This is a genomic window from Bradyrhizobium sp. 215_C5_N1_1, from assembly GCF_052075935.1.
Lineage (GTDB): Bacteria > Pseudomonadota > Alphaproteobacteria > Rhizobiales > Xanthobacteraceae > Bradyrhizobium > Bradyrhizobium barranii.
In genome coordinates this window covers 8,714,657-8,729,250 of the sequence record NZ_CP197228.1, presented here as the reverse complement: position 1 = coordinate 8,729,250, position 14,594 = coordinate 8,714,657, and the positions used below count along the sequence as shown (strand labels likewise).

At 65.0% G+C, this 14,594-nt stretch carries 15 protein-coding genes; 8 read left to right on the top strand and 7 right to left on the bottom strand.

All coding sequences use genetic code 11. The annotated features are described in order from the left end of the window. Positions 1-25: 25 nt before the first annotated feature. A complete protein-coding gene (gene bla, locus AB7G19_RS42045; RefSeq protein WP_085404042.1) occupies positions 26-895 on the bottom strand; it encodes a class A beta-lactamase in 870 nt (289 codons plus the stop codon). 149 nt (positions 896-1,044) lie between these two features. After that, positions 1,045-1,419 carry a nuclear transport factor 2 family protein gene (locus AB7G19_RS42040; RefSeq protein ID WP_007598116.1) on the bottom strand — a complete coding sequence of 125 codons (375 nt, stop codon included), beginning with the start codon at positions 1,417-1,419 and terminating at the stop codon, positions 1,045-1,047. 94 nt (positions 1,420-1,513) lie between these two features. Between AB7G19_RS42040 and AB7G19_RS42035 the strand changes: the two genes are divergently transcribed. Both AB7G19_RS42035 and AB7G19_RS42030 read left to right on the top strand, forming a co-directional pair. Next, positions 1,514-1,942 carry a GFA family protein gene (locus AB7G19_RS42035; protein WP_085404041.1) on the top strand — a complete coding sequence of 143 codons (429 nt, stop codon included), beginning with the start codon at positions 1,514-1,516 and terminating at the stop codon, positions 1,940-1,942. 172 nt (positions 1,943-2,114) lie between these two features. Beyond that, positions 2,115-3,923 carry a caspase family protein gene (locus tag AB7G19_RS42030; protein ID WP_085404040.1) on the top strand — a complete coding sequence of 603 codons (1,809 nt, stop codon included), beginning with the start codon at positions 2,115-2,117 and terminating at the stop codon, positions 3,921-3,923. Between the two features lie 45 nt (positions 3,924-3,968). On the opposite strand, the gene AB7G19_RS42025 is transcribed toward AB7G19_RS42030, so the two are convergent. Together AB7G19_RS42025 and AB7G19_RS42020 are read right to left on the bottom strand one after the other, a co-directional pair. Beyond that, complete coding sequence (locus AB7G19_RS42025) at positions 3,969-4,655, bottom strand: DUF1345 domain-containing protein (RefSeq protein ID WP_063980020.1); 687 nt, start codon at positions 4,653-4,655, stop codon at positions 3,969-3,971. 214 nt (positions 4,656-4,869) lie between these two features. Then, positions 4,870-5,793 (bottom strand): polyprenyl synthetase family protein, encoded by a 924-nt coding sequence (locus tag AB7G19_RS42020; RefSeq protein WP_085404039.1) that lies wholly within the window; start codon positions 5,791-5,793, stop codon positions 4,870-4,872. Positions 5,794-5,954: 161 nt separating this feature from the next. On the opposite strand from AB7G19_RS42020, the gene mtgA reads away from it, so the two are divergent. From mtgA to AB7G19_RS42005, 3 genes are all read left to right on the top strand, one after another. Beyond that, entirely contained in the window at positions 5,955-6,629 is a 675-nt protein-coding gene (mtgA, locus tag AB7G19_RS42015) for a monofunctional biosynthetic peptidoglycan transglycosylase (RefSeq protein ID WP_085404038.1), read from the top strand. Positions 6,630-6,798: 169 nt separating this feature from the next. Next, positions 6,799-6,981: a 50S ribosomal protein L32 gene (rpmF, locus tag AB7G19_RS42010; RefSeq protein WP_028149139.1), complete on the top strand. Its 183-nt coding sequence runs from the start codon at positions 6,799-6,801 to the stop codon at positions 6,979-6,981. Between the two features lie 143 nt (positions 6,982-7,124). Next, the gene (locus AB7G19_RS42005; RefSeq protein WP_085404093.1) at positions 7,125-7,760 is read left to right on the top strand and encodes a hypothetical protein; all 636 of its coding nucleotides are present in this window, start codon (positions 7,125-7,127) and stop codon (positions 7,758-7,760) included. A 4-nt stretch (positions 7,761-7,764) separates the two neighbouring features. Here the strand turns inward: AB7G19_RS42005 and AB7G19_RS42000 are convergent, their stop codons facing one another. Beyond that, the gene (locus AB7G19_RS42000) at positions 7,765-8,025 is read right to left on the bottom strand and encodes a hypothetical protein (protein ID WP_167768148.1); all 261 of its coding nucleotides are present in this window, start codon (positions 8,023-8,025) and stop codon (positions 7,765-7,767) included. 221 nt (positions 8,026-8,246) lie between these two features. On the opposite strand from AB7G19_RS42000, the gene AB7G19_RS41995 reads away from it, so the two are divergent. Then, on the top strand, positions 8,247-9,941 hold the full coding sequence (locus AB7G19_RS41995; RefSeq protein WP_085404092.1) for a bifunctional diguanylate cyclase/phosphodiesterase: 1,695 nt from the start codon (positions 8,247-8,249) through the stop codon (positions 9,939-9,941). Between the two features lie 185 nt (positions 9,942-10,126). Here the strand turns inward: AB7G19_RS41995 and AB7G19_RS41990 are convergent, their stop codons facing one another. Continuing rightward, positions 10,127-10,495 carry an antibiotic biosynthesis monooxygenase family protein gene (locus AB7G19_RS41990; protein WP_085404036.1) on the bottom strand — a complete coding sequence of 123 codons (369 nt, stop codon included), beginning with the start codon at positions 10,493-10,495 and terminating at the stop codon, positions 10,127-10,129. A gap of 97 nt (positions 10,496-10,592) precedes the next feature. Between AB7G19_RS41990 and AB7G19_RS41985 the strand changes: the two genes are divergently transcribed. Then, positions 10,593-11,063, top strand: a complete 471-nt coding sequence (locus AB7G19_RS41985; protein ID WP_085404035.1) for a MarR family winged helix-turn-helix transcriptional regulator — start codon at positions 10,593-10,595, stop codon at positions 11,061-11,063. A gap of 126 nt (positions 11,064-11,189) precedes the next feature. After that, a complete protein-coding gene (locus AB7G19_RS41980; RefSeq protein ID WP_085404034.1) occupies positions 11,190-11,480 on the top strand; it encodes a hypothetical protein in 291 nt (96 codons plus the stop codon). Positions 11,481-11,512: 32 nt separating this feature from the next. Here AB7G19_RS41980 and AB7G19_RS41975 read toward each other — a convergent pair whose 3' ends face one another. Next, positions 11,513-14,380 carry a PAS-domain containing protein gene (locus tag AB7G19_RS41975; RefSeq protein ID WP_135215592.1) on the bottom strand — a complete coding sequence of 956 codons (2,868 nt, stop codon included), beginning with the start codon at positions 14,378-14,380 and terminating at the stop codon, positions 11,513-11,515. Positions 14,381-14,594: the final 214 nt, after the last annotated feature.

Here is a 14,594-nt window from a genome sequence, read left to right as displayed (position 1 = left end):
GGCCAAAAGGTCAATGCGTCGCGGCTCACGCCAGCCGTTCGGCCACCATGCGTCCGACGCGCGCGAACACGGCTTCGATCTGCGCGGCGTTGGGCCTGCCGCCCTGGGTATAGGCCGCGATCAGGATTGGTACATCCGCCTTGTTGTCGAGCTTGGGCCAGACGACCGCGATATCGCCCGACGCATCCTTGCCGTTGTTGCCGGTCTTGTCGCCGATCTTCCAGCCTGCCGGCAGGCCGCCGCGCAGCCGGTTGGCGCCGGTCTTGCAGCCCACCATCCATTCGGTGAGCTGGGTCCGCGAGGCCGGCGACAGTGCTTCGCCCACCACCAGCCGCTTCAGGTTGCCGGCCATCGCCGCCGGCGTCGTGGTGTCCCGGGGATCGCCGGGCGGTGAGCGGTTGAGCTCGGGCTCGTTGTGGTCGAGCCGCGAGGTGGTGTCGCCGAGCGATCGCCAGAAGGCCGTGAGCGCGGCGGGGCCGCCGATCCGCGCCAAGAGCAGGTTGGCGCAGGTGTTGTCGCTGAGCTCGACGATCGCCTTGCACATGTCGGTGACCGACATCGCGCCGGCGGCGAGATTTTGTTTGGCGACCGGCGCGTAGTCGAGCAGGTCGGCCTTGCCGTAGGGGATCATGGCCGCAAGCTGCTCCTCGCCGCGATCGGCCCGCGCCAGCACGCAGGCCGCGAGCGAAGCCTTGAATGTCGAGCACATGACGAAGCGCTCGTCGGCGCGCCATGCGAGCTTCGCGCCAGTCGCGAGGTTCTCGGCATAGACCCCGATCCGCCCGCCGCTCTCGCGCTCGTAGGATTCGAGCTCCGGCGGTGCGTCTACGGCGAGCGCGGGGGAGGCGGCCATCCAGCACAGCGAGGCAAACAGGGTACGGCGGTCGAGAGGCATAGGGGACTTTCAGACATCGTCATTGCGAGCGCAGCGAAGCAATCCAGAATCTTTCCGCGGAGACAGACTGGATTGCTTCGCTTCGCTCGCAATGACGGAAAATCAAAGGCGAGTTCGTCAGAATTCGGGCAGCGGAAGGGTCGTCCCCCTCACTCCCTCAGGTCATACCGGTACGATTTCGACACGATCTGCCAGCCGTCGGCGAGCTTCATCGCCACCAGATAGTCCGTGAAAAAGCGTGGCGGCAGCTGGCACCTGACCTTGATGAAGGCGGTCTTGTCGTCCGAGCGGTCGATGGTGACGATGAAATCCTCGCGCGGCTTGCCTTCGGCCTTGCCGGAAGGGCGCTTGCGGACGCGATCGAGCCAGTCGGGCACGGTCAGCACCTGAAGCTCGCCCTTCTCGACCCAGCGCAAATCGGCGGAGGGATGGAAGATGGCGCCGAGTTTTTCGGCATCGCCCTCGTAAAGTCCGTCGAAATAGGATTGCACGACGGCTTCGACGCTCGAACGGTTCTGGCTCATGGGACATCCCTTTGAATGATGGCTTGGGGCGAACTTAGTCGTACACATCAAAATGCGCTATGGGTGTCTGCGCCAATTGAGCGAGGACGCTGGAATGACCGGATCAGAAAATTCGAACGCTCGTATCCTCACCGGTGAATGCTATTGCCGTGCCGTGCGCTGCGAGGTCGCGGACGCGTTCTCTTACGCACTGAACTGCCATTGCTCGAACTGCCGCCGCACCACCGGCTCCGCCTTCAAGCCGTTCGCCGGGATCGTGCAGGACAAGCTCCGCATCGTCCGTGGCGAGGACCAGCGCCTCATCTATGGCGACGACACAACCCATGACGCGCACTGCGCGCGCTGCGGCTCGCTGCTTTATTCCCGGGTGCGCGAGGGAAAATGGGTCCATGTCGCCATGGGAACCCTGGTTGACGCCCCCTCGATTCGGCCGAGCGCCCACATCTTCGTGGGCTCGAAAGCGCCCTGGCATGAGATCACGGACGAGCTGCCGCAATACCGGGGACACATCGGGGCTGACTGAGCGCATACTTGGCCTGCGCCAGCGAACCGCTATCGCTCTGGCGAGACTAAAGAGTTCCTTGGCAGTTTGCAGGCGTCGTCTTCGTGATCTCCATCACAAATGCGATGGCGGATTCTGCTAAGGCAATCCCCAAAGGGCGACCGAATTGCTCCCGATCTCTGGAAGTTCTGTCATGCGTAGCCTGCTCGGACTTTGTCCGCTTTTCCTGGCTCTCTTGTTCGGCGCTGCGCCCGCTCTCGCCGGAAAGCGCGTGGCGCTGGTCCTTGCCAACTCGTCGTATCAGTACGCGCCGTCGCTCGCGAACCCCGTCAATGACGGTGCAGTGATGGCGAAGACGCTGAAGGACGCCGGCTTCGAAATTGTGGAGTCCCGGCATGATCTGTCCGCGCTGGAGACGCGGCGCGTGCTGCGCGATTTTGCCGATGTGACGCGCGATGCCGACATCGCCGTGATCTACTATGCCGGCCACGGCATCGAGGTCGAGGGCTCGAACTATCTGATCCCTGTTGACGCCAAGCTCGAACGCGACACCGATGTCTACGACCAGGGGCTGTCGCTCGACCGCGTCCTGGTCACGGTCGAGCCCGCCAGGCAGCTTCGCCTGGTGATCCTCGACGCCTGCCGCGATAATCCGTTCGGCAAGACCATGAAGCGCACGGTTGTCTCGCGCGGCATCGGCCGCGGCCTGGCCCAGGTCGAGCCGAACAGCCCCAACACGCTGATCGCGTATTCGGCCAAGGCCGGCTTCACGGCGCAGGACGGCGACGGCGCCAACAGCCCGTTTACGGTCGCGCTGTCGAAGCATCTGACGACGCCGGGCCTCGACGTCCGCCGCGCCTTCGGCTTCGTGCGCGACGACGTGCTCAAATCGACCGGCAACAAGCAGGAGCCGTTCGTGTACGGTTCGCTCGGTGGCGAGGACGTGCCGCTGGTGCCGGTCAAGGTGGTCACGGCCGCTCCGGTGGCGAACCCGCAGGCGGCCGATATCCGCCGCGACTACGAGCTCGCGCTCCAGGTTGGCAACAGGCCGGCCTGGGAGGCATTCCTGGCCCAGCATCCTGACGGCTTCTATGCGAATCTCGCCAAGCTTCAGGTCGAAAAAATCGGTGCCGAGCAGGCCCATGCGGCGGCCACCGAGAAGGCGAAGCAGGCCGAGGCCGAACGCGATCGTCTTGCCGCCCTCGGCGCGCAGAAGGATGCGCAGGCCAAGGCTGCGGCTGATGCGAATGCCGCCGAGCAGGCGCAGCTCGCCGCGCAGAAGGCCAAGGAGCAGGTGCAGCAGCAGGCGGCCGCGGCCGAGCAGCAGCGCGTCAACCTCGCCGCCGTGGCACCAGGTGCTGCACCCGCCAGCACGGCGAGCCCCGCCGGCAGCAGCGTCGCTTCGCTGACGCCGACGACCACGCCGGTCGACCTCAGCCGCTTGGTGCAGACCGAGCTCGGCCGCGTCGGCTGCTTCTCCGGGCAGGCTGATGGCAACTGGAATACGATTTCGCGGCGCTCGCTGTCGCAGTTCAACCGTTACGCCGGCACCAAGCTCGACGTGAAAGTGGCGAGCACCGATGCGCTCGATACCGTCAAGTCAAAGCCGTCGCGCGTCTGCCCGCTGGTCTGCGAGCACGGCTTCAAGGCCGACGGCGACAAGTGCACGAAGATCGTTTGCCGTGAGGGCTATGCGATCAACGACGACAATGCGTGCGAGAAGCAGCGCATCGCCAAGCCTGCGACGGCCAAGCCTGCAACCGCCAAGCGCGACGACGGCGATGAGCGTTCCGCACGGCAGCGCCGTCAGGCCGGTGGCGCGGCGGGCGGCTATGGTGCCGCCGCGGGCATTGCGGCTGCCGCGAGCGCCGGCCGCGCCTCGGGTGGCGGGCAGATTTTCTGCAATGGCGGCAGTTGCCGCCCGGTCAACCGCGGCTGTCATCTCGAATATCGCGGCGGCGGCGGCCCCGGCAACGACGCCAATGCCGAGGTGTGCAACTAGGACCGCGCCATCGACGCCGTCGTCTCGGCACTTGCCGGGATGACGTCAGTTCGAGATCGCGCTTGCCGCGATGTTCACTGTCAGCGCCAGCAGCGCCGTGTTGTAGATGAACGACACGATGCCATGCGCGGTCGCGGTGCGGCGGATGGTCTTGTCGGTGATGCCGACGTCGGAGACCTGCGCGGTCATGCCGATCACGAACGAGAAATAAACGAAGTCCCAATAATCGGCGTGATCTTCCTTATCGCCGCTCGGAAACTGCAATCCGCCCGGCGGGTGCCGGTAATAATCATGGGCGTAATGCAGCGCGAAGGTCGTGTGCACGGCGGCCCATGAGAGCGCGATGGTGGCGATCGCGATGGTCAACTCCCACGCCCCGCGATGCGGGGTGCCGAGCTCAGACATGATCGCTGCGATGCTTGCGAAGGCGCCGATCGCCGTCACCAGCAGGATCACGAAGCGGCCGTCGTCCTGCATTGCGGCACTACGGCGGATGTGCTGCTGGTCGTTGCACAGCATCATCGCGTAGACCAGCACGAGATAAACCGCGATCAACGCATCCCAGCCGAACAGCAGCCGCGTCACCAGCCGGTGCGATCCCGGCAGCAGCAAGCAGACCAGGATGCCGGCAGCGAGCGCGATAAAGGTACGCGGCCGCGCGTAAATCAGCCGCATCGGCCGCGACATCTTGCGGAAGCGGACGAGGACGGGATCGTCTTTGTCGGTGGCCATGATGGCTCCAGCCCTCTCGCTCAACTCTCGTTGTCGCCGCGGCGGCGGCCTGCTCCCTCGCCCCGCTTGTGGGGAAAGGGTCGGGGTGAGGGGGAGCCTCCGCAAGGACGGTGAGAGCTGGATTCGCGGAGGCTCCCTCTCATCCGATATTCAAGCCGCGCCTGAATATCGACCTCTCCCCGCAAGCGGGGCGAGGTGAAGATCGTGCACTACATCAGTTCTTTCGCTCGGCGACGAAGCGCGCGGCGGCTTGCAGCACGGCGGCGCGGTCGCCGAAGATCGACACGGCGCCGTCGGCCCGCGCGAGCAGGTCGCGCACGCGCTGCTTGGCGCCTTCGATGCCGAGCTGGGTGACGAAGGTGGTCTTGCCGAGCGCTGCATCGGCGCCGGCCGGCTTGCCGAGGGCCGCCGCATCGCCTTCGACGTCGAGCAGATCGTCGGCGATCTGGAAGGCTTCGCCGAGCGCGCGGCCGTAATCGTCGAGCGCCTGATATTCCTTTTGCGAGGCCTGGCCGAGGATCGCGCCCGCGATGCAGCCGTAGCGCAGCAGCGCACCGGTCTTCATCTGCTGAATGCGGGCGACATCGATCGGCTCGTTGCCGCCAAAACGGCCTTCGCCGGCGAGATCGAGAATCTGGCCGCCGACCATGCCGCCGATGCCGGCGCAGCGCGCCAGCGCGCGCGTCAGCAGGAGGCGCACATTGGCGTCGCGGTGGATCTCATCGCGGGTGATGATGTCGAAGGCGAGCGTCAACAGGCCGTCGCCGGCGAGGATCGCGGTCGCGTCGTCGGTCTTCTTGTGCAGGGTGGGACGGCCGCGGCGCAGGTCCGAATTGTCCATCGCCGGCAAATCGTCATGGATCAGCGAATAGCAGTGGATGCATTCGAGCGCGGCGCCGGCGAGCAGGGCGGCCTCGCGGGGAACGCCGAACACGGCGGCGCTCTCGACCACCAGGAACGGCCGCAGACGCTTGCCGCCGTTGAGGCTCGAATAGCGCATTGCGTCCATCAGTCGCTTGGGACGAGCGATCTCATCGTGCAGGATGTCGTGCGCCAGCAGGCGTCCAAGCAGGGCTTCGGTGTCATCAGCGGTCTTGTCCAGGCGTTTGGCGAAATCGGACGGGGACGTGCCGGTCATCAAGAAGGGCTCCAGAACTAAAATTCGGCGGGACAATCCTTTATGCGCCCGCCCCAGTCAATCGTTTGGAAGGCCTAAAAAGTGCTGGAAAAGGCCCGAATTATCACAGACTTAATGGCGGGATCCGTGGCCGCGTTTCATTTTGCGCCGGAAAGGTCGATTTGCGCATCGTCAAGATCCTGCTGGTAGCGCTCATGGTCGTGGCTCTCGCGCCCTACGTGATCGCGCCGTTCTACCGCACCGGCCATCCGGTTTCGACGCTGATGGCCTGGCGGTCGCTCCGGGGTGCGCCGATGCATCGGGAGTGGATTGATCTGGCCGCGATGTCTCCCTCGCTGCTGCGATCGGTGGTGGCGGCCGAGGACGCCCATTTCTGCAAGCATCACGGCATCGATTGGGGCGCGCTGCGCGAGGCGATCGACGATGCGAAGGAGGACGGGACGCCCTTCCGGGGCGCCTCCACCATCACCCAGCAGGTGGCAAAAAATCTGTTCCTCTGGCAGGGGCGGGATTTTGTCCGCAAGGCGCTGGAATTCCCGCTGGCGCTGTGGATCGATTTTGTCCTGCCCAAGGCGCGAATCCTGGAGATTTACCTCAACATCGCCGAGCTCGGCCCGCAGGGCCAGTTTGGGGTCGAGGCGGCCAGCGCCTATGCCTTTGGCAAATCGGCGGCCAACCTCTCGCCCCGGGAGGCGGCACTTCTGGCCTCGATCCTGCCCAATCCGGTCAAACGGAGCGCCCGGACCCCCGGGCCTGGCGTCCGGCGGCTGGCGGGGACCTATGTGGCGAGGGCGCAGGCGAACTCGCTTTTGACCTGCTGGCGGGAAAATCGCTGATTTTGGGCCCTTTTCGGACGTATTTTCCGGTCCAAAAGCCTAGATTTACGGCCAGCCTTCCTCTATAAGCCCGGCCTTGATCGGCATTCAGCTCGCCTCGGTTTGCGGGTGCTGAGCCGTCCCCTCGCGGACGATGCCCTGACAACACCAATCCCTAGAGGATATTGAAATGGCCGTTCCGAGAAGAAAAACCTCGCCGTCGCGTCGTGGCATGCGCCGCTCGGCAGACGCCATCAAGAAGCCGACCTATGCGGAAGACAAGGACTCCGGCGAGCTCCGTCGTCCGCACCATCTCGACCTCAAGACCGGCATGTACAAGGGCCGTCAGGTCCTGAAGAAGAAAGAGTCCTGAATTTAGGACCTTTCTCCGGGCAGGATCATTTCGCCTGCCTGATTTCGGCCACCCAATGAGATATGACAATGACGGCGGCGGAGCTAATGCTTCGCGGCCGCATTGTCCTGTCCGGATATCTTGATCGAGAAGGCATTTCGCCGATGGTCGGTTTCCCGCTGCTCCTGATCCCGCTCGCGGTCTACAACATCATCGCCTTCCTGATGCCGTCCGTGTCCTTCACGGACGTGCTGTTCAAGGTGCCGATGATCACGGGCGAGACCTGGCCGGTCACGCTTGCCGACGTGATGCTCGCGCTCGGTATCGTGTTGCTGCTGTTAGAGGTGGTCAAAGGCGCGCGGCCCGGCTCGAAATTCCTGATGGATCATCTGCTGTCGCTGATCGTGTTCGGTGCTGCCGCGGCCGAGTTCGTGATGTGGCCCAAGTTCGGCAACTCCACCTATTTCCTGCTGGTGCTGCTCGCGATGGCCGATTTCCTCGGCGGTATCGCCCAGCGCACGCGCCGCCGCGTCACCTATGTCGCGGAGACGACAGTGCCGGCGCCGCGCAAGGCCAAGCGCCAGGTCGAAGCGGCAACGGACGATGTGGCGTCCGAACCCAAGTTCGAGCCGGTGTCTGCGCCAGCGGTGCCACCCGCGCCTTCAGCGCAGTCGGTCGCCGAATCCGTGCTGAAGGATCACCCCGCGCCGAAGCCGGTGAACCCGCCCTCGCCGGAAATTCCCTCGCCGGATTTGCAACCGGGCAACGGCACGCCGCCGTCTCCCGACGCGCCGCGCTGATCCTTCAAACCACCTGCCGCGTGCGCGCGGTGACGCTCGGAAGCGGGCGCTTGCTGCCATAGGCCGTCTGCGCATCTTCGGAAGAGGCGCGGCGGAGCCGGCTGGACTGGGGCAGGTGCTCGGCATTGGCAATGAGTTGGGTGACGAAGCTCGGATCGGGACGGGGCAGCGGCGCCTTGTGGACCCACTGCAACGTCGGCAGCAGCGGCACCAGGGCCGTGCCCGTGCCGTTGTCCGCGCAGTTCGGTCGATCAGTACTTAACATCGCAATCACCGTTGATCCGGCGAGGCCTGTCGCGTTTCGAGACGCCGGCGCCGGTGCGTGTCATGTACTCGCAAGGCCTATGCCGGCCGGGCCGGTTTGGTTCCGCGGGCCTGCGAAACATGGTTTCCAAATTGTTTATGAACTTTGCCTAGAGTCGGAGTCGAATCTGGCCGTATTCTGTGCCGACTCAGGACTCCCTGCTGTCCCGAAACGAGGCGATTTTGACCCCTGCATTGCCGCAAGCCTCCGACATCCTGGCCGCTCTTGGTCAGGCCGTTTTCGCCTGGGACATCGCCAGCGATTCCATCGTGTGGGGTGAGCAGGTCGCCAGCGTCTTTCCCGGCATCCCGGCCGAGCGGCTCGCGACTGGCGCCGAATTCGCCAAGCTGATCGAGCCCGCGCAGACGCTGCGGACCGCCGCGCTGGCGCAGACCTCGCCGGTGCACGGCGCCGACGGCACGCCCTATCGGGTCGAATATGGCGTGCGCATGAGCGCCGCCGATCCCGTGGTCTGGATCGAGGAGACCGGCCGCTGGTTCGCCGGCCCCGATGGCCGCCCGGTGCGCGCGATCGGCTCCATCCGCATCAACAATGAGCGCCACGCCCGCGACGAGGAATTGACCAAGCTGGCTCGGCTCGATCCGCTGACCGGTGAGCTCAATCGTTCCCACCTGATCGCGGCGCTGGCCGAGGCGATCGAGGAGACGACCCGCTTCCGCTCGACCGCAGCCTTCATGCTGGTCGGCATCGATCATCTCGCCCGCGTCAACGACGCTTTCGGCTTCGACGTCGCGGACGCCGTGATCCTCGACGTGGCCAAGCGCATCCGCGCCCGCCTGCGCGGCGGCGACGTGCTCGGCCGTTTCTCCGGCAACAAGTTCGGCCTGATCCTGAAGAACTGCACCGTCGATGACATGAACGTCGCCGCCGAGCGCTTCCTTGCCGGCATCCGCGACGAGGTGGTGCCGACCAAATCCGGCCCGGTCTCGGTCACGGCGTCGATCGGCGCGGTCAGCGTGCCGCGCTATGCCCGCAGCACCGACGAGGCCGTCAATCGCGCCCATGAGACGCTGGACGCGGCAAAACAACGCCGCGTCGGTTCGTTCGCGGCGTGGCGCCCGGATGCTGCGCGCGACGCACAGCGCCGCGTCAACATCCGTGTCACCGACGAGATCGTCACCGCGCTGAACGAGCGCCGCATCAAGCTCGCCTATGAGCCGGTGGTCGCGGCCGCCTCGCGCGAGTGCGCGTTCCACGAATGTCTGGTGCGGATGGACCAGGGCGACGGCCAGGTGCTGCTGGCGCCCGACATCGTGCCGGTTGCCGAACGGCTCGGCTTGATCCGCCTGGTCGATCACCGCGTGCTCGAGCTCGTGGTCGCCGAGCTTGCGGCCGCGCCCGACATCTGCCTCAGCCTCAACATCTCGCCTGATACGACGATGGATCCGGACTGGTGGGCTGGAATTGAGTCGCTGATGCTGGCCCATCCCGGCGTCGCCGAGCGGCTGATCGTCGAGATCACCGAGACGGTCGCGATCCAGGACATCGATGACGTGCGCGGCTTCGTCACGCGGCTGAAGAATTTCGGCAGCCGCATCGCCATCGACGATTTCGGCGCCGGCTACACCTCGTTCCGAAACCTGCGCAAGCTCGGCGTCGACATCGTCAAGATCGACGGCGCCTTCGTGCAGAACATCACCCGTTCCGCCGACGACCGCGCCTTTGTGCAGACCCTGATCGACCTCGCCCGCCGCCTCGACATCAAGACGGTTGCCGAGTGGGTGCAGGACGAAGAGGCCGCCGCCATGCTGCGCGACTGGGGCTGCGACTACATCCAGGGCCGCCTGATCGGGCTCGCCTCAGCCGACCGCCCATGGGGCACGCCGCCGGACAGCGCACTGCCAGCGGCAGGATAGAGCTGCGTCCCTTGCTTCGTCGGATAACGACGAGCTGCGCGGGGCTTTCCGCATGCTCGCTGTCATCGCCCGACTTGATCGGGCGATCCAGTATTCCAGAGACAGTTGTGTTTAAGCCGAGAGGCCGCGGCGTACTGGATGCCCCGGTCAAGCCGGGGCATGACAGCTGAGTGGGAGGCGCGCAGCTACGCGACGCAAATACCGGGCACCGCGATCTTCTGGAACAGATGCGGGCTTGCGACTGCGGATGCGGGGTAGGCGGCGATCTTTGCGCGGAATTCCGGGTGGGTGAAAGCGGCGCGGAAATGCGCGTTGGATTCCCACACTGCGTAATTCAGGTAGGTCGGGCTGTCGCCGACGGCGCGGTGAAGCTGGGTGGAGATGAAACCGGGCTGGCGCTTCATGAAGGCGGCGTCGTCCTGCCACGTCTTGAGGAAGCTCTGCTCATCCTCGGCGTCGAGCGTGAACACGTTGACGAGCACCACGGGGCCGGTTTCGAGCGCGATCTGACGGTCGATCGGGAAGGCAGGGTCGAGGGGACGCATGAGGGGCATGACATTGCTCCGGTCAAGTTGGTGTCATAATGTCAATTCGACAGTCCCGGATATAGGCAATTGACATCATGATGTCAATACGGAGCAGTGGTGCCAAATGACCAAGACCAAGCGGACCCCGGCGGGCGAAGCCCTGACCGGCCTCATCCTCGACCTGTTCCGCGCCAACAGCCTGCTTCTGACCGCTGGCGATCGGCTGGTGACATCGCTCGGCCTCACCAGTGCGCGCTGGCAGATCCTGGGGGCGATCGCCGACGCCGAGCGCCCGGAGCCGGTCGCCTGGCTCGCCCGCAATCTCGGCGCCAATCGCCAGAACGTGCAGCGCATCGTCAACGACCTCGCGCGGGATGGTCTCGTCGTGTTCGAGACCAACCCGCATCACCGCCGGGCGCAGCTCGTGGTGCTCACCGACAAGGGCAGGCAGGTCTACGACGCCGCCGGCCGGTTGCAGGTCCCGTGGGTCAACGGCCTTGCGGATGGATTGTCGGTCAGGGATATCGACGTGGCCCATCGCGTCGTGACCGCACTGCGAGCCGGTCTGAAAGACGCCGGTGAAGCGAACGAGTAAGCAAGCGAGGCGCCGGGGGACACGAGGCGTACATCGTGTGAGCCCATTTCGGACTCAAATCCGCCGCCGACTCAATCGATGTATCCAAATGCGGTTGGAGGCATGTCCTGAGTTGGGGAATTTGCCATGAGTGATGAAGATTTAATGCGTCATAAGCTGATTTCCACTGCCGAAGATATCGTGCGTGATGAGTCTTTCGAACTCTTGTCGCAGCAGCTCTGCGAAGGCGCTAGCTTTTCGGACGATGAATCCCCGTCGAACGACGTTTTTTTGCTTCTTGAGGAGAATGCGCGGCTTCGTGCGCTTGCCATCAGCCTTTCCAGCCTGGTCGGAGACCTCTCCGAACGGGAGTGGAGCAATGCGCTCGCATCGGCCGATCGTGCCACGCTCAATCGCCTGAGGTCGTGTCGGGCGTAACGATAGAGAGAGCGGCGAGGTGAAGCGGAGCGTCACGCCACGCGCCTGACCGCGTTCAGTCGCTCGATCGTGCGTCCGACCTCGGCTGCCGGGCACGGCCTGCCGAAATAGTAGCCCTGGACTGCGGTGCAGCCGCATTCGCGGACGAAGTCGAGCTGCTCGATGGTCTCGACACCTTCCGCCGTGGTCTCGACGCCGAGCACGGAGCCGAGGCTGGCGATGGTGCGGACGATGGCGACGCTCTCCGGGCTTTCGCCGAGCGTGCCGACGAAGGAACGGTCGATCTTGATGCGGTCGAACGGAAACTTGCGCAAATAGCTCAGCGAGGAATAGCCGACGCCGAAATCGTCGAGGCTGACGCGCACGCCAAGAGCGCGGAGCTGGTGCAGGATCTCGATCGTCGCCTCGCTGTCGTCGAGCAGCGCCGTCTCGGTGACCTCGAGCTCGAGCCGCTGGGGCGGCAAACCGGCTTCCGCAAGCGCGCTCGTGACCATCGCGACCAGTCCGCGCGAGCGGAACTGCACCGGCGACAAATTGACCGCGACGGTGACATCGGGCCAGGACGCCGCTGTCGCACAGGCCGTGCGCAGCACCCATTCGCCGATCGGGACGATCAGCCCGTTCTCTTCCGCGAGAGGAATGAATTCGGCCGGCGAGACCAAGCCGCGCGAGGGGTGTTTCCAGCGCAGCAGTGCTTCGAAGCCGGTAAGCTCGGTGGTGTCGAGCCGCACCTGCGGCTGGAACACGAGGTGAAATTCGCGGGCTTCAAGCGCGCTACGCAGATCGTGCTCCAGCGCGTGCCGGCCGCGCGCCTGTTCCTCCATCTCGGGCTCGAACAGCTGGTAGGCGCCGCGGCCCTTTGCCTTGGCCTGGTACAGCGCGAGGTCGGCGCATTTCATCAGCTCGTCGGCATCGAGCCCGTGATCGGGCGCGATCGCGATGCCGACCGAAACGCCGACATGGATCGACTGGCTTTCCAGCGGCGGCGGGTGGCCGATGATCTCGACCAGGCGGCGGGCGAGCCGTTCCGCCGATTGTGGCTGCGGTCCGCGCTGGAGAACGGCGAACTCGTCGCCGCCGAGGCGGGCGACGGTGTCATGCTCGCCGACATTCTCCTTCAGCCGCGCCGCGACCCAGCGCAGAAGCCGATCGCCGGCGGCGTGGCCGAGGCGATCGTTGACGGTCTTGAAATTATCGAGGTCGAAGCACAGCACGGCCATCGCTCCGCCGGCGATCGCGACCTGGTTCAGTCCCTCGCCCATTTTCTCGCGGAACAGCGTGCGGTTGGGCAGGTCGGTGAGTGAATCGTGCTGCGCCATGTGCGCCACGCGGGCCTGGGCCTTGTGGCGCTCGGTGACGTCCTCATAGGTGACAACCCAGCCGCCGTGCTCCATCCGCTTGTGATTGAGCTTGATGATGCGGCCGTCGTTCAGGTGACGGTGCAGCGTGTGTTCGCCCTCGCGCAGCCTTTCGACATAGTCGGCATAGATCCTCGCGGCGGTCGTGTTCGGATGGATGCCGAGGTCGCAGCTATGCTCCATGATCTCGCGCATCGAGACGCCGGGCTTCACGACATCGGGCGACAGCCCATACATCTCGATGTAGCGGCGATTGCAGACGATGACGCGCAGGCTCGCATCGAGCATGCACAGGCCCTGGCTCATGTTGTTCAGCGCCGCGTCGAAGCGGCGGTATTGCTCGCTCAGCTCTTCGATCGCGCGCTCGCGGTCGGTGATGTCCTCGTAGGTGGCGACGAAGCCGCCCTCGGGCAGCGCGCAGTAGCGCACCGAGATCACGGTGTCGTTCGACATGCGCCGGCGCATCGGCGAGGAATCGTGGTTCGCGATCCTCGCGCTGGCGGCTTCCAGCAGCTGTTGCGGACTGTATTCGGAAACGAACGCCCCGTTCACCATCGACCGCTCGATCAGCTCGCCGAGATGCGTGCCAGGCCTGGTTTCCTCCGGCGACAGCCGATAGATCTTGCGGTAGGTGGTGTTGCAGACGCGCAGGCGCATGTCGCTGTCGTAGAAGGCGAGCCCGTGCGCCATGTTCTCCAGCGCCGCATCGAGGATGAAGTTCTGTTGCCGCAGCGCTTCTTCGTACTGCAGCCGCTCGGTGACGTCCTCATGCACCGTCACCCAGCCGCCGTCGGGCAGGAAGCGGGACACCGCCTGCACCATCCGGCCGTCATAGCGCATCACCAGCAGGCTCTTCGCCTTTCTGCTGCGCACATCCTCCAGCCTGGTGTCATGGAACTCGTCGGCCGGCATGCCCGGCAGGTTGCCGCGCGACATCCAGTGTTCGATCACTGAGCAATGCGAGACGCCCGGCTTCACGATATCGGGGTCGAGATTGTAGAGGTTCAGAAACCGCTCATTGCAGACGACGACACGGCTGTCGCCATCGTACATGATGAGGCCGTGCGACATGTTGGCGAGCGCGTGCTGGCTGCGCTCCGTCTGCACGCGTAATTCCGCCTCGAGCCGGGCGAGGCGGCTGACGTCATCGCAGATCGTCATCCAGCCGCCGCCGGGAAGCGGCTTCAGCTCGAGCGCCATGACGAGTCCGCTCGCGAGTATCTGTTCGGTGCGGAACGGTTGACCAGCCGCGATCTGCTTCACGCGCCGGCCATAGAGCGCATCGAGTTCGCTGACAGGAAAGTTGCCGAGCGCCGCGCTGTGGGCGAGCACGTCGCGATAGCTGGTGCCGACCCGCACGATGTCGGCCGACATGTTGAACAGCGTGAGGTAGCGCTGATTGACCAGCACGATCCGGTTGTCGGCGTCGTAGACGCAGACGCCCTGCTCCATGTGATCGAGCGCAAGCTGGCTCAGCCCGACGAGGGCCTGCGGGCCCTCTGCGCGGCGTGCACCAAGCTCGTTATCGCGGATCGGCGTCATGGGATCGACGGGTCTCGGCCGGCAATAGACTTAACGCAACGTAGTTCAGCCACTGAGCGTAGCGAAGAGGCCGGAAAATTCCCTTAAGCGCAGTAGTTTACGGAGGGTGACTGGGGATGCGGAGCGGCGTGCGCCAAGCGCGCGAATGCCGAGATATCTGCAAGCCAGAGTTGGCCGTAAGCGCACGACAAACTCCGCTGTCGTCCCTGCCTAG